We start from the raw sequence: 17431 nt of genomic DNA on the forward strand, positions 1-17431 counted from the left end.
GGACGGATTCGAACCATCGAAGGCAGTGCCGGCAGATTTACAGTCTGCTCCCTTTGGCCACTCGGGAACCCCTCCAGAGGATTTTTATACTTAGTAAGATGTTTTCCCAACTCATCTCCCAAGTGCGGAGCGAATCATAGCAAACTCGCTCAGGCTGTAAAGCGTTTTTCTTACGTTTTTACGTTGAATGCTGTCTTTTTGGGCAAAGATGGTAGAAAGTCAGCGTTTTGTTTGTCCTTTGAACAGAAGAGAAGCGCGCTTTTTACTTGAATTTACACTACTTGACGTTAAACACCGTATCTACTGATAAACTGTAAGCAGTTTAATGACATAAGTTTATTCGTTTAGAAGTCAATATCATGAGCATGAAAGCCACGTTATCGTTATCTGTTTTAACGCTTTCTATATTACTGAGTTCTCCATCGGTTTGCGCTGCGATGCGAGGAGGCTCAGCGGTTACCGTTGTGACTGAACAAGTAGAAACGCACGAGATCAATCAATCCTTAACTCTTATCGGCAAATTAAAGGCAGCGGAGTCTGTGGTTGTCGCATCGGAAGTCGCCGGCAAAGTGAATCAAATCGCTGTTAAAGCGAATCAAAATGTCCAGCAAGACCAGCTATTAATTAAGTTAGATGACGATAAGGCTCAAGCCGCTTTGATTGAGGCAAAGGCGTACCTTAAAGATGAACAGCGTAAGTTAAAAGAGTTCCAACGTTTGGTTAAGCGGAATGCGATTACTCAAACTGAAATCGATGCACAAAAAGCCAGTGTTGAAATAGCACAAGCGAGGCTTGATGCTGCTCAAGCCAATTTAGCTGATCTCCATATTACTGCCCCATTTTCTGGCACTGTTGGTTTTATCGATTTTAGCCGCGGCAAAATGGTCAGTGCGGGTACTGAACTTTTGACGTTGGATGATCTTTCCGTCATGGAACTGGATTTACAAGTACCGGAGCGCTATTTATCGATGCTTTCTATTGGTATGGAAGTCATCGCTAAAACCAGTGCATGGGGTAGCCAGACCTTTACTGGTAAAGTCACAGGTATTGATACGCGGATCAGCGCCGAAACACTGAATCTTCGCGTGCGTATTGAGTTTGATAACCCAGAAAATCAATTGAAGCCGGGCATGTTGATGAACGCTTCACTAGCATTTCCTGCTATTAAGGCGCCAATCATTCCTGTTCAAGCACTTGAATACTCCGGAACTAAACGTTTTGTATATGTAATTGATGAAAATAACAAAGCTACTCGTCAAGAAGTGTCGCTAGGTGCTCGTGTTGGCAACGAGGTGGTGATCGAATCTGGTGTTGAGATTGGTGACAAGATTGTGGTTCAAGGCATTGTTAACATGCGTGATGGTGTCGAAGTGAAAGAAATTGTCGCGCCACTAAAAGCGAACACCACGGATGTGACACGCAATGACAGTGAATCGGATGAGGAAGAAAACTAATGTTACTGTCCGACGTTTCAGTTAAACGCCCTGTCGCGGCGTTAGTTCTGAGCATGCTGTTGTGTGTGTTTGGCTTTGTGTCATTCACCAAATTAGCCGTTCGTGAAATGCCTGATATAGAAAGCCCAGTCGTTTCTATCAGTACGCGTTATGAGGGTGCATCTGCGACTATTATTGAAAGCCAAATTACCTCCGTTTTGGAAGACCAGCTTTCTGGGATCAGTGGAGTTGATGAAATTAGCTCCACTACTCGTAACAGCATGTCGCGTATCACGATCACGTTTGAGTTAGGTTACGATCTCAACACAGGTGTGAGCGACGTGCGTGATGCCGTGGCTCGTGCTCAGCGCTCGCTACCTGATGAAGCGGATGACCCTATTGTTTATAAGAACAATGGCTCGGGAGAGGCATCGCTCTACATCAATCTCAGTTCTGCAGAGATGGACCGTACTCAATTAACGGATTATGCCGAACGTGTATTGATGGACCGCTTTAGCCTGATCTCTGGGGTTAGCTCCATTGATCTCTCCGGTGGTTTGTACAAGGTCATGTACGTGAAGCTTAAGCCAGAACTAATGGCTGGACGTTCAGTTACAGCTTCGGACATTACATCAGCTTTACGAAGTGAGAACCTAGAAAGCCCAGGTGGTGAAGTTCGAAACGACTCAACAGTAATGTCCGTGCGTACGGCTCGTACTTATAACACGCCTGAAGATTTTCAATATCTTGTCATTAAACGCGCAAGCGACAATACACCTATCTATTTAAAAGATGTAGCAGATGTCTTCATTGGTGCAGAAAACGAAAATTCAACCTTCAAAAGTGATGGTGTAGTAAACATCAGTCTTGGTGTGGTATCGCAGTCAGACGCAAACCCGTTAGAGGTTGCTAAGCTGGTTCGTTCTGAAGTCGATAACATCCAGAAGTTCTTACCAGAAGGTACACGCCTTGCGATAGATTACGACGCGACAGTATTTATCGAGCGTTCAATCGAAGAGGTGTACAGCACGCTATTTATCACGGGCGGCTTGGTGATTTTGGTGTTGTACATTTTCATCGGCCAAGCTCGTGCAACCTTAATTCCTGCGGTTACGGTTCCTGTTTCTCTGATTTCTTCGTTCATTGCCGCGTACTACTTTGGGTTTTCTATCAACTTGATCACCTTGATGGCGTTGATATTATCGATTGGTTTGGTGGTGGATGACGCAATTGTGGTTGTAGAGAATATCTTCCACCATATTGAACGCGGTGAATCGCCATTACTCGCCGCATATAAAGGCACAAGAGAGGTTGGTTTTGCTGTTATAGCAACAACATTAGTGCTGGTGATGGTGTTCTTACCGATCTCCTTTATGGATGGCATGGTAGGTCTACTATTTACAGAGTTTTCTGTATTGCTGGCTATGTCGGTCATATTCTCCTCTTTGATTGCCCTGACGCTGACTCCTGTATTAGGTAGTCAGATTTTGAAAGCGAATGTAAAACCAAATCGATTCAATGAAGCGGTTGATCGCTTGTTTAGCAAGCTTGAGAGTGGTTATCGCGCATTATTGAAAGGCGCATTGAAAGTACGTTGGGCTGCTCCGCTGGTGATTCTAGCTTGTTTGGGCGGTAGCTATTTCTTGATGAATCAGGTACCGGCCCAGCTGACCCCACAAGAAGATCGCGGTGTTATATTCGCGTTTGTGCGCGGTGCAGATGCTACGTCATACAATCGTATGTCAGCCAATATGGATATTGTCGAAGACCGATTGATGCCATTACTAGGGCAAGGTTATCTGAAGTCATTCAGTATCCAAACGCCAGCGTTTGGTGGCCAGGCAGGAGACCAGACAGGCTTTGTGATCATGATTCTAGAAGATTGGAACGAACGTGATATCACGGCTCAGCAAGCCCTTAACAAAGTACGGAAAGAATTGGCAGGTATCCCAGATGTTCGAGTGTTCCCATTTATGCCAGGTTTCCAAGGTGGTTCGAGTGAGCCAGTTCAGTTCGTATTAGGCGGCTCTGATTACGATGAGCTCGTTGTTTGGGCTGAAATGCTAAAGAACAAAGCAGAAGAATCACCAATGATGGAAGGAGCAGAGATAGATTACTCGGAAAAAACGCCTGAGTTATTGGTTACAGTTGACCGACAGCGTGCCGCAGAGCTAGGAGTCAGTGTTCAAGACATTTCTGACACCCTAGAAATCATGCTCGGTGGTAAAAGCGAAACGACTTATGTTGAGCGTGGCGAAGAGTACGATGTGTATCTTCGCGGTGATGAAAATAGCTTTAATAATGCTGCAGATTTAAGTCAGATTTATCTGCGCACGAATAGCGGTCAGCTAGTGACGTTAGATGCGGTCACAAAAATTGAAGAAGTGGCGGCCTCTATTCGTCTTTCTCACTACAACAAACAGAAGTCCATCACTATTACTGCCAACCTGTCGGAAGGTTATACATTAGGAGATGCGCTGGATTACCTAGACCAGGAAGCCATCGACAACTTACCGGGTGACATTTCGGTGAGTTATTCGGGGGAGTCGAAAGACTTTAAAGAGAACCAAGCGAGTGTTGCTGTTGTGTTTGCATTGGCACTGCTAGTGGCGTATCTCGTGTTGGCGGCTCAGTTTGAAAGCTTCGTAAACCCGTTAGTGGTCATGTTTACGGTGCCGATGGGTGTATTTGGTGGCTTCCTTGGTTTAGTTATTATGGGCCAAGGTATGAACATTTATAGCCAGATCGGCATGATCATGTTGATTGGTATGGTGACGAAAAACGGTATTTTGATCGTAGAATTTGCCAATCAGCTACGTGATCGTGGCGTTGGGTTTGAAAAAGCGATCATTGATGCAGCTGCGCGACGTCTACGTCCAATCTTGATGACTGCGTTTACCACACTTGCTGGCGCAATTCCGTTGATCGTATCGACAGGGGCGGGTTATGAGAGCCGTATTGCCGTGGGTACGGTAATCTTTTTCGGGATGGGGTTTGCGACATTGGTGACCTTGTTTGTTATCCCGGCAATGTACCGATTGATTTCGGCGAAAACACAAGCACCAGGTCATGTAGAAGCAGAGTTAAACAAAGCAATTAGCCATGATACGAAGGGCCGTATAGCGCACCCTTAAATCAAACGTTAAAACATAAAAGCCGAGGTAATAACCTCGGCTTCTCTTTATCGGTTTAAAGTTAGCTCGGAAGCGTTCGATTAGAAGCGTTTCCCTAGGCTGATTTGTACACCTTCGTAGCTGTCGTAAAAATCTTCAAAACCCATATCCGCGACATTATAAATGTACTCTGCGCGTAACCAGATATCTTTGCTCATATCCCAATGGACACCAGCACCGATGTTGAATAGCGCGCCTGAATCATCTGTGACTTTTTGTTCGTTTGGAACATACATTTCAGCTTGAGTGCCAAGCGCAGTTACGCGACCAAACAGTGACAGCGGCGTATCGCCTAAGTTATCACTTGTTACAACAGCAGACATACCTGCTTGGTAATAGTGAAGATCTAAGTCAGTTTTTAGAGCATCGTTCTTAAGTTCATTTTGTGAATAGCGCAGAACCCCTTCAAACGCGAGGTATTGGTTTATATGGTAACCCCAGCCAACTGTGATATGTGGTGTTGACCACTCATTGTCTCTATCCGAGCCGAAATACGGTGTATCAAAACCAACGTTACCAGTACCCAGATAAAAATAAGATTGATGAGCTTGTTCTTGAGCAGCTAAAGTTGGCACGCTAATGGTCAAGGCAGACAATAATAGAATGGCGTTTTTCATAACTAGACGATAACCTTGGTAAAAGACCGTTGTAATGATTTGTTTAAATGTTAATTTAATCAATAGGATGGATGGTAATTATCATATCAGCTTTTATCAAAGGTAGTGATTTTAGAATGGGAATTGTTGCGCTAAAGCATACTTCTTACTCATGACTACCGACTAACTAGATATGGTGACGAAAGCTAGCTAAATAAGAGAGAAGGAAAGGAAAGTGGCTGAATTCAAATACAAAAACTTGACTCAAGAAGAACAAGATAAGTTAGACGCGGCGACATTTCGCCGTTTATTGGCGCATTTAGATGCTAACAAAGACGTACAAAACATCGACCTGATGATCCTTGCGGGCTTCTGTCGCAACTGCTTTAGCAAATGGTATAAATCTGAGGCTGAAAATCTCGGTTTGGATTTAGATATTGATGACGCTCGCGAACGTGTTTACGGCATGACTTACGATGAATGGAAACAAAATCATCAACCAGCGGCAACGCCAGAACAATTGGCTGCGTTTGAAGCGCGCCAGAAAAAGTAAAACCCAGCGATAAAAACAGCCCACATGAAGTTGGGCTGTTTTTTAAAGTCCAGTTTGCACGTTAAGCGTTAGTTGAGCCGCAACAAGCTGGCTCAACGCAACCTTTTGCTTGAATGACTTCGAGTTGAGCTAAGTAAGGTTGAATATCGCCGATGTTCTCTTTTACCCATGTTAAGTCATAATACGTATCTAGGTAACGCTCTCCAGAATCACATAGAAGCGTCACGATAGAACCCTTCTCACCGCGTTGTTTCATCTCACAAGCCAATTGCAGCACACCGTAAAGATTGGTGCCTGTTGATGCGCCGACTTTACGCCCAATCAGCTGAGATACCCAATGGGCGGTTGCCACACTGGCTGCGTCTGGAATTTTGCGCATTTCATCAATGACACCAGCAATAAAACTTGGTTCGACACGTGGTCGCCCGATACCTTCAATTTTGCTGCCAGTATCGCCTTTCAATGAGTGATTTCCTGACTGGAAAGCATCGTAAAACACTGAGTTTTCAGGGTCTACCACGCAAAGCTTAGTGTCGTATTTTTGGTAACGAATAAAACGGCCAATGGTTGCTGATGTGCCGCCTGTTCCAGGACTCATCACTACCCAGCTAGGAATCGGGTGATCTTCTAACTCCATTTGGCTAAAGATAGAGTTCGCGATGTTGTTGTTACCGCGCCAGTCAGTAGCGCGTTCAGCATAAGTAAACTGGTCCATGTAGTGACCATTTAGTTCTTGAGCCAAGCGTCGAGACTCGTCATAAATCTGATCTGATCGTTCAACAAGGTGCGCTTTACCACCGTAAAATTCAATTTGTTCGATCTTTTTACGTGCAGTGGTTTTCGGCATGACGGCAATGAACGGTAAGCCAAGTAAACGCGCAAAATACGCTTCCGAAACGGCAGTGCTGCCTGAGGACGCCTCGATTACAGTGGTTTCAGGACCAATCCATCCATTACAAATAGCATAAAGAAACAATGAGCGCGCCAATCGATGCTTAAGAGAGCCTGTTGGATGCGTGCTCTCATCTTTTAGGTAGATATCGATACCATCAAGAGAAGGCAGTTCAAGTTTAAATAAATGAGTATCAGCAGAACGTTGAAAGTCTGCTTCAATTTTACGCACTGCATTGTTGATCCAGTTGTGGTCAGTACACATGGCGTCTCTCCTTGGAAATCGATAGATAAGCATTAGATGGGAATAATTTACCTATAATACGAGAGAAAAACTTTGCTATAGTTGCCGGTAATGACTATTTTGATAGAAAAGTTTTCTACACTTCGTGGTTTTTATAGGATGAGTTTGGATCGGGTCGATAAACAGCTGCTTGCGTTGTTACAAACCGACAGCACCTTGTCATTAAATGAGTTAGCAGAGCAGGTAAATCTGACAACGACGCCATGTTGGAAGCGTTTGAAAAGGTTGGAAGAAGAGGGCTACATCGAAAAACGCGTGGCGTTGTTAAGTACAGAAAAGCTCGAGCTATCTTTCATTGCATTTGTTCAGTTAAAAACGATTGATCATTCCGAAGGTTGGTATCACCATTTTGTTACAACTGTGAGTGACTTTCCTGAGGTAATGGAGTTTTATCGTATGGCTGGCGAGTATGACTACATGATGAAAGTACTAGTCAAAGATATGAAGTGTTTTGACGAATTCTATAAGCGGTTAGTTAATAGCGTAAAAGGGCTATCTAATGTGACTTCAACATTTGCTATGGAGTCCATTAAATACACAACAGAGTTACCAATCCTAAAATAACTCGCCCTATAAGAATTCTATCTAATGTTAATTCTACCTTTTAGTATTTTAAATGTTAAAAGGTAGTTTGATTATGCTTTTAAAACTATTTCCTACCAGATTTTTATAAATATAAACGATATTTATTCTCTCTTCTATTTTTCATTAACCATTTGTTTTTGCAGTCCATTAATCCTATACATCATAACGAAAGAAAAAATAACGCAATTTTTTCTCTTTCTTTTTCATGTTTTATTTTATTGAATATTAATTTTTACTAAATTAATGGAAGAGTTTGATTTAAACGTTTGCTTTTTGTGTTTTCATGTAATTTGGTCGCTATTTTTGATTATTTGTTTTTAGGATTAATACAGTAGCAATTACTTAAGTAATAAAGTACTCAAAAATGGGGATAGTGATTAATAAAACATCGTATTATTATCGCCCCATCTTGTATGTAACAAAGTATTACTAAAAATGAACAGAAATTACTATTTGCTTTTTCTCGCAGCTTTACTCGCTGGCTGTGGCGGTGGGGGAGACTCTAAGCCGAACAATACGAAGACACCAACTACGATAACAAAGCAGAACCGTCCGCAATTAAAAGTGGAAGACACGGTGTTGAAGTTTGAAGGAGTGGGAACGGTTACTGAAGCAAAACTGAGCAATGTACATGGGTCGGTATCTTACCAAGTCATTGATTCTAATCCGCCAAATGTCGTGAAAATTAATGACTCAGGAATACTACAAATTCTGCGCCCAGGAACGGCGACTATTCTTGCTACAGATAGTAGCTCTGCTTATGAATCTTCTGAAGCAAGATTTTCTGTCACTGTAGAGCGAGGCATCAATACTGAACTTTCAGTGAGTGATCTGAATTTCAATGCGATTGAGTCAGAAGGAAAAGCGTTGATCGTCCGTGGCCAAAAAGGCGAACTGAGTTATGAGGTAGAAAGTGGTCATAACTTGATTCGTGTTGATGAGAACGGTTCGGTATATTCATTAGGTTCAGTTGGTCAGGCATCGGTGCTGATTACTGATTCAGGTAACGACTTTTACTTGCCGAAACAAGTTCGCGCTACGGTTAAGCTGCATGCAGTAGCTCCGGGGCAATTACAGTTCGCTTTGCTTGAAGACGAGTATCGAGAAGGGTTGACGTTAGAACCAGTGCGTCTAGATAAAGCTCAAACGCAACGTATTTCTTACAAAATTATAAATAGCGTACCAGACAGCAAGGTGGCCGAGTTGCTAGACCCTGAAACGGGTTTACTTCTTGTTCATAATGTTGGTCGATTAACGGTTGAAGCGACTGCAACTTACAGCGACGCGTTTCTGGATAAACAGCAAACAGCGCAATTTTTTGTGGATGTAAAACAAGGCAAGCGTCAAGAAATCAGGGCAGCGGATATCGTCACAACTTATGAGGAAGGTGGACGAATTTTCCCTAAGGTGACGAACGCCTACGGTGACTATGAGCTGAGAATCATTCGTGGTGAAGACGTTGTCGCTAAAACTGAAAATGGTGAAGCATTACTGATCAAAGGTGTTGGTGCTGCTGAAGTGGAAATTTACGAGCATGACATGCGTAATTATCCTGCAAGCAAAACTCGCTTTGATCTTGAAGTTAATCGCGCGCCTCATCCCGTTATAAAAGACATTGAAATGCCGCTTACCTATCAACCAAATCTTTCAATCCCTCTGGCGTTTAAAGGGCAAAAAGGTAACGTAAATCTAGTTAGCAGCTTACCTAATGGCTTACGAATGACTGACGGCAAGTTGGAGGTAGTGACTGCGGGTGAGTACGACCTTAAGTTTGAAGACGATGGTGGGGAGTTCTACCAACCTATTCAATTTAATGTCGTCATTAAAGTTGCAAAGGCTGAAGGCCAACCCATGGCAACGCACGATTATGACGTTGTATACAGCAACAAATACAGTTTTGATCTTCACCGTGATTTTGGTTTGAGTGCTGACGAGCAAATTGAGATTGTAGATAACACCGCACCAGATGTTGTCGGTGGTTTTAGTGAAGGACGTCTCCATGTGTATAAAGCGGGTAAAGCGACGCTAACTGTGCGCAGAAAAGAGAGCGCGAATTATACCGTTGGTCCTGATCAAAAAGTCTACGTGACAATTTTGAGTGCGCCGAGCCGAATTGAAGTTCAATCCGATGTGGAAGAGATTTGGAAGGTTGGCCAAACATTTGTTGCGCCGAAAATCTCTGGTACGGTTGGGGAAGTTACGTACCGATTTGCAGACAACGCAGCAACAGATGTGGTTTCCTTAAACAGCCAAACGGGTGCCATGCAAATTCTTAACGCGGGTAGCACAAAAATTATTGTTTCGGATGCGGGGGACGACAAAGTGGATCCGGGTGAAAGTGGTTTCTCGGTCACGATTAAACAAGGCACAAACCCTGTATCGGTTACTTACCCAACGGTAGAATTCTCCGCTGGTAGTGTTATCTCACCAGTGATGAGTGGTGGGACTGCGAAGGCAAGTTACCGTCTTATTAACCAAAAAGATCCTGTGGTCGAGCTAGTTTCCCCTGATACGGGGCGTTTGAAGATTTTGCACGCAGGCGAGTACCAAGTAGAGGTTACTCTTACTGGACGCAACTACAAAGCTAAAACAATCGTCGTAAATGGCACTATTAACAAAGCGAAGCACCCTGGTTTAAGTACTTCTACAATGAAGGTGGAATTTGAACCATTTAAAAAGGTTAAGCTAGATTTTGGTACACCAATAGGAAAACGCAGCTATCAAATATCCGGCTCAACAACTAACGGTGTCGCTTCATTAGATGTTGATAAGGAAGAGCTGACGTTACTTGACCTCCCACCAGTAAAAAGACGTTGGATTTCTCTCGACGTTTCGGAAGGAGAATCTCGAGATTACGAAGAGCTGGAAAGTAAGAATGTTCAGGTTTTTATAAGCTTCGCTGACAAAGGTGTTGCGGATCAATATGAATTGTTTGAGAAAGAACAAACGGTGTTGATTAGTACTCTGAATAAGCTTGAATTTTCCAATTTAGAAGAAAGTGAGTTTGGTTTGATGAACGTTCGTTCAGTGCGTGAGCCAACGGACGAAGAATTGAAATTATACGGCAAAGGTAAGGTTGCGAAGCTTATATTTAAGCCGGTGGGTAACGATGACCCAACTCTAATAAAAGCTGCGTGGGTACATGTGGCTCGATTTGATGGATGTACATCAGAACTGTTCGAAGATGATCTCAAGCCTTTTGAAGCAATTGACTACGATGACTCAGGATACTGCACCAGCGGCAGCACGATTCGTATGACTCGGTTCTTAATAATTGATGACTCGAAGATGGAAAAGGTAGAGTATGAGTTAGTAGCACCTGTGATTACTTACCGTCGTGGGGTTCGTGAATTTTTAGCAACGAATAAAGGTGGATTCTATGCCGACCCAAATGTCATTTACGGGAAAGGCGAATATGGTTACCCGAAATCACTTTACGAATGGTCGGTTATTAACATGAAGTATCAACCAAATTAATCATCGTTTGATACCCATTAAAAAAGGAGTGCGGAACAGCACTCCTTTTTTCGTCTGGCGAACACGAGCTATTTCGTGTAGCGCATCACCCCTTCTTGCACGGCGGTCGCCACTAAGTGACCTTGCTGGTTGTATATTTCGCCACGGACCAACCCACGAGTATTGCTCGCCGTTGGGCTCTCTATCGCATATAGAAGCCATTCATCCATCTTAAACGGACGATGGAACCAGATAGAGTGGTCAATGGTGGCCACTTGAAAGTTAGGCGTCATTAATGAGACTTCATGTGGATGCATTGCTGTCACAAGGAATCCCCAATCGGATGCGTAGGCCAGAAGGTACTGGTGAATTAGCTGATTCTCTGGCATTTCACCATTAGCACGAATCCAAAGGTACTGTTTGGGTTCTGCTTTTTTGGGCTTCAAAGGGTTGATAACCGTAACGGGGCGAGTTTCGATTGGCTTTTCCCCGCAAAATGTTTTGCGTAAGCGTTTGGGTAGAAATTCTGCAATATGGCTTGCGAGCTCACTCTCTGAGGCAAAGTTTTCTGGACCAGGGATATCTGGCATTTCTTTTTGATGATCAAACCCAGGTTGATCGCCATGGTAGGATGCGGTTAGGTAAAAAATAGGGCGTCCATTTTGAATTGCTTTTACGCGTCTAGTGCTAAAGCTACGGCCATCTCTCAGATTTTCTACATCATAAATAATAGGTTTTTCTGGATCGCCAGGGTACAAAAAATAGCTATGGAAGGAGTGTACCGTGCGTGTTTCTTCAACGGTGTAGCGCGCAGCAGAAAGCGCTTGCCCAATTACTTGACCGCCATAAACTTGAGGCAAACCTAGGTTTTCACTTTGGCCACGAAACAAGCCTTCTTCTAATTTTTCGAGTTGTAGTAGGCTGAGCAATTCTCGTAGTGGTTTACTCATTGTGTCTCCTCACCGTTGTCTTTCATTCCAAGTTACCTCAACAGCCTCACTCTTGTGAAGTGGCATAGTTAAGAACTATTGAGTAACTTAGAAATAGTATTGTTCCAATTATGAAACAAAATCAATTGTTTGATAAATTCTAACTCAGTCAAACTATTGTCAAATAAAGTGACAGGAAGCAGACAGTTTTATATTCCAGACCTATAATTGCTTCGGTTTAATACTCTTTTCGAGGAATATATGAAAAAAACACTACTACTTGTTACTTCTGTACTCTTTGGGGCTGCGTTAGTGGGTTGCCAAACTTCTCAAAATACAGAAATGGAATCTACAGAAGCGTCAATGAAGACGATTACAGGTACAGTGGCTTATCGCGAGCGGATTGCCTTGCCACCAAACGCAGTGGTTACTATTGCGTTAGAAGATGTGTCCTTGGCGGATGCGCCAGCAAAAGTGTTGGCGAAACAGACATTCGAAACAGAAGGTAAGCAAGTTCCTCTTTCTTTTGAGTTGAGTTACGACAGCAATGAAATCAAACCAAACCATCGTTACAGCGTTCGTGCTCGCATTGAGGTAGATGGAAAGCTGCGTTTTATCAGCGACACACATAACGGTGTTATTACAGATGAAGCACAAACTCACCAATTAGATATTCGTCTAGTTGGAACACGTTAATACGACGTACTGAGAACAAAAAATGGCAGCTTAAGGCTGCCATTTGTATTTTTTAAGTGAAGTTTTGCCAACTTCCGATACTTCAATCCCTTCTGCTTCTAATTTCTTTTTTTGTCGCTCTAAGTCTCTGCCTTTTAAAGATATTTTTCCTTGGCTATTTACCACTCTAAACCAGGGGAGTTTGCTGCCTTCTGGTAGGTTACCCAGTGCTTTACCAACATGTCTCGCATAGCCCGGATAACCGGCCATTTTTGCAATTTCCCCATAGGTGGAGACTTTTCCTTTTGGAATTTGGTGAATTACAGCAAAGATTTGCGCTAAAAATTGGTCCATACTCAAAAGTGTCTATTTTGGATTACTAAGGAATGGTAAACCATTGGACTTGTATATTGCTAACGGTTCTTAACCCTTGTGTTGCCAGCGACTCACTTTGAAGAATTACATTTTCTGTTCTTTAGTGTCGTTGGTTGATGAGCCTTAAACAGCATGAAGCAAACGCAAGCTAAGCTTGAATCTAGACCCTCTCAACGACTTTCAATCCCAGTTTTTGCCGTTGAGTTACCAAGTAGGTGGGGAAGCCAGGAGGCGCTATGATTTTATCGACACTTCAATTTTTCGTTACGACCTTACTCGCTGTTGTCTGCGTTCGGGCGATGAGTTTGAGCGAGGGTGACATTCCCGTTCTTGCACTTATGATCCCCGCGCTGTGGGTTTTGCCACAAGGTGGGTTCGCTGGCTTAGTATTACTGGGCGCGATGATGGCTTTTGGTGCGACACTCTCAATGCAGCCAATTGCTTTGTCGGTTGGTGTTTTGATCCTTTTCCCACTTTTAATGGTGGTATTTTCTCGTAGAAGCTCTTTAGGTGTGTTGCTCACCGCTGGTCTTATTGTACTTACACTGCAAGTTGGTCTTATGGTCACACAGCAAGGCGGTAAGCTGGATGGGTCTGCTTGGGTTACAGTGGTTCAAACCATTGCTGTTATGGCGATGTGGTGGTCGGCTGCGCATTGGACGCCATCCAATAAACACAGCTGGTGGCCGTTGTTTTTGTTGCTCCCTTTGTGGATTGCAGGCCTACCGTACGCCGTTCTTATGGCGTTAAGTTTGACGGGAATGTTAGCGTCAATGGAAGCACTTGCGAAGCTTCAACATACCATTCGTTGGAGCAAATTATTATGTTGGACATTACCGACTGTGGGTTTTGCCGCCTTAGTCGTCAGCCCGACCACGGATGTGCCAAACCCTGTTTTCGTGGTTTGGATCTGTTTGTTAGGGACGGCTTGGATGACTGACTATATTTTACGTAGTAGCGATGAACAGGCTGAATTATGAGTTTTTAGTCAGGTAAAAAGTGACATGTGCGGCAGAGTATCGAATTGGTTGTGGAACAAAATGGAGATTAGTATATGTTCTTCATTTCATATTTACTACACTTCCAATAATAATAACCACAATATAAGTGGTTGATTTAAGATAAGTTTGTCATGACAACTTTTGCTCGAACACTGTTGCTTTTTGCATGTTGCCTCTTGAGTTTGAATGTAAAAGCCGAAGCCCCTTTAATTGCTCATTATAAAGTCGCGACTGAAGCGGATGATGTCGTCACTCGTGTTCTTTTCAATGCTGCTTCAAAGGAGTTTGGCTTTACCGTTCAATACGTGAACTACTCCAGCTTTAATGCCATTCTAAATTCAGTAGCGAATGGGGAAGCGGACTTTGCTGCGAATATCACTTACACACAAGAACGTGCTCAACGTTTTAGTTATTCCCGCCCAACAAATATCGAATATACCTACCTCTTTGGTTTAAAAGATTCGACGTTGAGTGACATTTCGCGTGTTGGCGTCCCCAAAGATACAGTTTATGCCCAATTACTTAAACAACACTACCCTGAGCTAGAACAGATCTCTTATCAAGGTCACGAACAAGCAGTAACACTGCTACGTTCAGGTGCTGTGGATGGCGTTGTCGATGCCATTAACCAGCTCAAGCCGATGCTGATGGAGGGGTTTGACGCCAAGATGCTCAATGATCAGATTTCGATAAAGCCCGTATCCATCATCAGTAAAAAAGATCATCATCTTGAAGAGTTGGACACGTTCGCTACGTTTATTCACGGGGAAGCGGTGCAAAAGCAGCTTCGCGAAGAAATTTCCCAGTATCAATTTGAATTAAGGCGAGCAGCGTTGCGTGATTCTATTCGTTTATTACCCCTTGATTTTAATGAACCAATACGGATTAAGCTCGAATCTATCTTTCCATATGTTGTATACAACGCAGATGGTAGTGTCGAAGGGATGACGGCTGATGTAGTCCTGAGAAGCTGTGAGATCTTGGCTTTAAACTGCTTGATCATTAGTGAGCCTGGTGAAAGCTGGGGTTCTATGTACCATGAGTTTATCCAAGGTAATTTCGAAATTTTGGCGCCGTTAACGGTCAGCCGTGAGCGGCGCGCATTTAGCTACTTTCCAAAGCCCCATTACGCGCCAGCATCGGTGATGGTCAAGCGTTTAGGTTACAAACCGAGCACATACTCTCATGTTTCACAGTTGATATCTGAGCGGATTGGCGTAGTTAAGGATGACTTTTTCGATCAAATGATGACGCAACTGTTACCGCTAAAAGAACTCAAACGTTATCGTACCCAACAAGAGCTCATTCAGGGGCTACTAAATGAAGAAGTCGATTACATTCCGATGGATACGGCGATGCTCAATCATTTTTTACGTCTCAGTGAATTGGTTCCGATAGAGCAGGATACCGCTATTGGCGAGTTTTATGAGTCACAACTCTCTGTTGGATTGGTCGCGAATGAAAAAGGAGCCATGCTTGCGCCTTTCTTCAGTCGAGCGATAGCGATGTTAGAAGTTGATAAGATCATTGCTCAGTACGATGTACGCCCAGATTGGCGTACCGCACTTGAATATGAGATTCGATTAGCGACGCAAACACAAGCTGTGTTTATCTTTGTATTATTGTTTGCTATTTGTGTTTCGCTTTATCTTTACCGTCAATCGAACACTGACAACTTAACAGGGTTAAGGAATCGTCGTGCGTTGCAAGTAAAGTATCGAAAAGGAGTAAACAAAGATCTATCCATACTTTACTTAGACATTAATCATTTCAAACGAATCAATGACACTTATGGTCATCGCGCTGGGGACGAAGTTTTACAACTACTGGCGCTAAAAATTCATTATGTCTGGTCGGGAAGATGTTATCGAATTGGAGGGGATGAGTTCATATTACTGGGTTATCCTACGCAAGCCGAGTTAACTAGAGCAATGAGAGAGCTCAGTAGAATCGATGTGAAAGGCAAATTATGTAGTGATTTGGAGTCTATAAGTATCTCTATTGGTTTCTCTGCAAAAAGGGAACGGCACATGAGCTTAGAGCAAGCGATGCATTTGGCTGATGAAGACATGTACATGAGTAAGCAGTCCTCACGGCACGACTCCTCTTATCGTGACTGCACGGTTTCATCATAAAGGAATGAATTGATCGAGTTTTGTTCAAACGGTAATGAAATGATGAAATTCAAGGTTTTTGCTCTTGCATTATGAGAGCTGATACTGAATAATTGCCCCATCGATTGAGGCAAGACCTCTCGAAAAGAATTATGGGGCTCTGGTCCTCTCGCAACAATAGCTCGTGAACTCGGTCAGGTCCGGAAGGAAGCAGCCGCAGCGTGTGACTTGTGTGCCGGGATGTGGCTGGGGTCCCACCCTTTGAAAGCCCTGCGTTATCGCAGGGCTTTTTTCGTTTTTGAGCCTTCTTTTATTTTGGCTACGCTTGGTGTTCAACGTCTTCTGATGATCAAGCTTCTTGAGGTTATTTAGGTATAATTTATAATCTCATCCGCTCGATACCGAACTTTCGTGAAGATTGTTTAGGGTACACTCGCCGAATAACCATTTTCACCTGGGATACTTTAATGATTTCAAAAAACCAATTAAAACTGCTTCGTGCTTTAGGTCAAAAGAAACAGCGTAAAGCGCATGGCTTATTCCTAGTTCAGGGTGAAAAGAACGTACTAGAGCTAGCAAGTAGTTCATTGAAGGTGAAGCAGGTTTTTGCAACAGCGGCATTTCTCGAACAAAATGCTGGTACGCTAAATCGTTTTGATTGTGTTGAAGCATCGCTTGATGAATTGACCAAAGCGAGCACGCTTGTGAGCAATAATGCGGCCATTGCTGTGGTTGAAATTCCGAGTGTAAAAGAGCCTCAAGCGAAAGGCTTGATGATTGCGCTAGATGGTGTATCCGACCCTGGTAATCTAGGTACGATTATTCGTGTTGCAGACTGGTATGGCATCAAGCACATTATTGCGAGTACAGATTGTGCTGATCCTTATAATCCTAAAACGATCAGTGCGACCATGGGCAGCTTTGGCCGCGTACAAGTGAGTTTGGTGGATTTGCCAAGTTACTTGGAACACGCCAAATTGCCAGTATATGGCGCGTTTTTGGAAGGAGAGAGCGTTCATAAAACGGATTTCGCTGCTGAAGGTATTTTGTTGATGGGCAGCGAATCTCATGGTGTGCGTGAAGCCGCAGCAAAATTCGTGACAGATAAGATCACGATTCCGGCGTTTGGCGGTGCCGAATCACTGAATGTCGCGATGGCGACTGGCATTATTTTAGACAACATGCGCCGCCAACATAGCTAACGCAACAATTACATAATAACAAAGCCAGTCAATTGACTGGCTTTGTTGTATTTTGCCTAGAAAAATCAGCCTGGCTGAATCTTGCGTTTAACGAAATACAGTGAATGTTGTTCGGTGAGTTAATTTTGTTTTAGTTCAATAGGC

At 43.4% G+C, this 17431-nt stretch carries 13 protein-coding genes, 1 tRNA gene and 1 other RNA gene; 10 read left to right on the top strand and 5 right to left on the bottom strand.

What is annotated here, in order from left to right; genetic code table 11:
* Positions 1–67 (bottom strand) — tRNA-Tyr (locus R7E78_RS04205).
* A 292-nt stretch (positions 68–359) separates the two neighbouring features.
* Here R7E78_RS04205 and R7E78_RS04210 point away from each other — a divergent pair.
* Positions 360–1454, top strand: a complete 1095-nt coding sequence (locus R7E78_RS04210; protein WP_017820000.1) for an efflux RND transporter periplasmic adaptor subunit — start codon at positions 360–362, stop codon at positions 1452–1454.
* On the top strand, positions 1454–4567 hold the full coding sequence (gene vmeF, locus R7E78_RS04215) for a multidrug efflux RND transporter permease subunit VmeF (RefSeq protein ID WP_054576347.1): 3114 nt from the start codon (positions 1454–1456) through the stop codon (positions 4565–4567). The genes R7E78_RS04210 and vmeF overlap by 1 nt, the downstream gene beginning before the upstream one ends.
* Positions 4568–4647: 80 nt before the next feature.
* Here vmeF and R7E78_RS04220 read toward each other — a convergent pair whose 3' ends face one another.
* Complete coding sequence (locus tag R7E78_RS04220) at positions 4648–5223, bottom strand: porin family protein (RefSeq protein WP_053307492.1); 576 nt, start codon at positions 5221–5223, stop codon at positions 4648–4650.
* Positions 5224–5437: 214 nt separating this feature from the next.
* On the opposite strand from R7E78_RS04220, the gene R7E78_RS04225 reads away from it, so the two are divergent.
* Positions 5438–5755 carry a DUF1244 domain-containing protein gene (locus tag R7E78_RS04225; RefSeq protein ID WP_005378586.1) on the top strand — a complete coding sequence of 106 codons (318 nt, stop codon included), beginning with the start codon at positions 5438–5440 and terminating at the stop codon, positions 5753–5755.
* A gap of 61 nt (positions 5756–5816) precedes the next feature.
* On the opposite strand, the gene R7E78_RS04230 is transcribed toward R7E78_RS04225, so the two are convergent.
* Entirely contained in the window at positions 5817–6911 is a 1095-nt protein-coding gene (locus tag R7E78_RS04230; protein ID WP_005389952.1) for a PLP-dependent cysteine synthase family protein, read from the bottom strand.
* 138 nt (positions 6912–7049) lie between these two features.
* Between R7E78_RS04230 and R7E78_RS04235 the strand changes: the two genes are divergently transcribed.
* A complete protein-coding gene (locus R7E78_RS04235) occupies positions 7050–7514 on the top strand; it encodes an Lrp/AsnC family transcriptional regulator (RefSeq protein WP_017820003.1) in 465 nt (154 codons plus the stop codon).
* Positions 7515–7970: 456 nt separating this feature from the next.
* A complete protein-coding gene (locus tag R7E78_RS04240) occupies positions 7971–11012 on the top strand; it encodes a cadherin repeat domain-containing protein (RefSeq protein WP_258457924.1) in 3042 nt (1013 codons plus the stop codon).
* Positions 11013–11080: 68 nt separating this feature from the next.
* Here R7E78_RS04240 and tesB read toward each other — a convergent pair whose 3' ends face one another.
* Complete coding sequence (gene tesB / locus R7E78_RS04245; protein ID WP_005378575.1) at positions 11081–11941, bottom strand: acyl-CoA thioesterase II; 861 nt, start codon at positions 11939–11941, stop codon at positions 11081–11083.
* A gap of 240 nt (positions 11942–12181) precedes the next feature.
* On the opposite strand from tesB, the gene R7E78_RS04250 reads away from it, so the two are divergent.
* On the top strand, positions 12182–12616 hold the full coding sequence (locus tag R7E78_RS04250) for a YbaY family lipoprotein (RefSeq protein ID WP_258457668.1): 435 nt from the start codon (positions 12182–12184) through the stop codon (positions 12614–12616).
* A 30-nt stretch (positions 12617–12646) separates the two neighbouring features.
* Here the strand turns inward: R7E78_RS04250 and R7E78_RS04255 are convergent, their stop codons facing one another.
* Entirely contained in the window at positions 12647–12949 is a 303-nt protein-coding gene (locus R7E78_RS04255) for a DNA base-flipping protein (protein ID WP_005378570.1), read from the bottom strand.
* Between the two features lie 257 nt (positions 12950–13206).
* Here R7E78_RS04255 and R7E78_RS04260 point away from each other — a divergent pair, with 257 nt between their 5' ends.
* The 4 genes from R7E78_RS04260 to R7E78_RS04275 all read left to right on the top strand — a co-directional run bounded on the left by R7E78_RS04260 (position 13207) and on the right by R7E78_RS04275 (position 17287).
* Positions 13207–13950 (top strand): hypothetical protein, encoded by a 744-nt coding sequence (locus R7E78_RS04260; RefSeq protein WP_005389942.1) that lies wholly within the window; start codon positions 13207–13209, stop codon positions 13948–13950.
* A 152-nt stretch (positions 13951–14102) separates the two neighbouring features.
* Entirely contained in the window at positions 14103–16106 is a 2004-nt protein-coding gene (locus R7E78_RS04265) for a GGDEF domain-containing protein (protein WP_318057680.1), read from the top strand.
* Positions 16107–16243: 137 nt separating this feature from the next.
* An RNA gene (ffs, locus tag R7E78_RS04270) (signal recognition particle sRNA small type) lies at positions 16244–16340 on the top strand.
* A gap of 212 nt (positions 16341–16552) precedes the next feature.
* A complete protein-coding gene (locus R7E78_RS04275) occupies positions 16553–17287 on the top strand; it encodes an RNA methyltransferase (protein WP_005378485.1) in 735 nt (244 codons plus the stop codon).
* The last annotated feature ends 144 nt before the right edge of the window (positions 17288–17431 follow it).

It is taken from the genome of Vibrio sp. YT-19(2023) (assembly GCF_033337395.1).

What these genes read in the sequence shown, in the direction of transcription:
- R7E78_RS04210 (WP_017820000.1), top strand. Translation starts at nt 360, where the DNA reads ATGAGCATGAAAGCCACGTTATCGTTATCTGTTTTAACGCTTTCTATA.
- vmeF (WP_054576347.1), top strand. Translation starts at nt 1,454, where the DNA reads ATGTTACTGTCCGACGTTTCAGTTAAACGCCCTGTCGCGGCGTTAGTT.
- R7E78_RS04220 (WP_053307492.1), bottom strand. Translation starts at nt 5,223, where the DNA reads ATGAAAAACGCCATTCTATTATTGTCTGCCTTGACCATTAGCGTGCCA.
- R7E78_RS04230 (WP_005389952.1), bottom strand. Translation starts at nt 6,911, where the DNA reads ATGTGTACTGACCACAACTGGATCAACAATGCAGTGCGTAAAATTGAA.
- R7E78_RS04235 (WP_017820003.1), top strand. Translation starts at nt 7,050, where the DNA reads ATGAGTTTGGATCGGGTCGATAAACAGCTGCTTGCGTTGTTACAAACC.
- R7E78_RS04240 (WP_258457924.1), top strand. Translation starts at nt 7,971, where the DNA reads ATGAACAGAAATTACTATTTGCTTTTTCTCGCAGCTTTACTCGCTGGC.
- tesB (WP_005378575.1), bottom strand. Translation starts at nt 11,941, where the DNA reads ATGAGTAAACCACTACGAGAATTGCTCAGCCTACTACAACTCGAAAAA.
- R7E78_RS04250 (WP_258457668.1), top strand. Translation starts at nt 12,182, where the DNA reads ATGAAAAAAACACTACTACTTGTTACTTCTGTACTCTTTGGGGCTGCG.
- R7E78_RS04255 (WP_005378570.1), bottom strand. Translation starts at nt 12,949, where the DNA reads ATGGACCAATTTTTAGCGCAAATCTTTGCTGTAATTCACCAAATTCCA.
- R7E78_RS04260 (WP_005389942.1), top strand. Translation starts at nt 13,207, where the DNA reads ATGATTTTATCGACACTTCAATTTTTCGTTACGACCTTACTCGCTGTT.
- R7E78_RS04265 (WP_318057680.1), top strand. Translation starts at nt 14,103, where the DNA reads ATGACAACTTTTGCTCGAACACTGTTGCTTTTTGCATGTTGCCTCTTG.
- R7E78_RS04275 (WP_005378485.1), top strand. Translation starts at nt 16,553, where the DNA reads ATGATTTCAAAAAACCAATTAAAACTGCTTCGTGCTTTAGGTCAAAAG.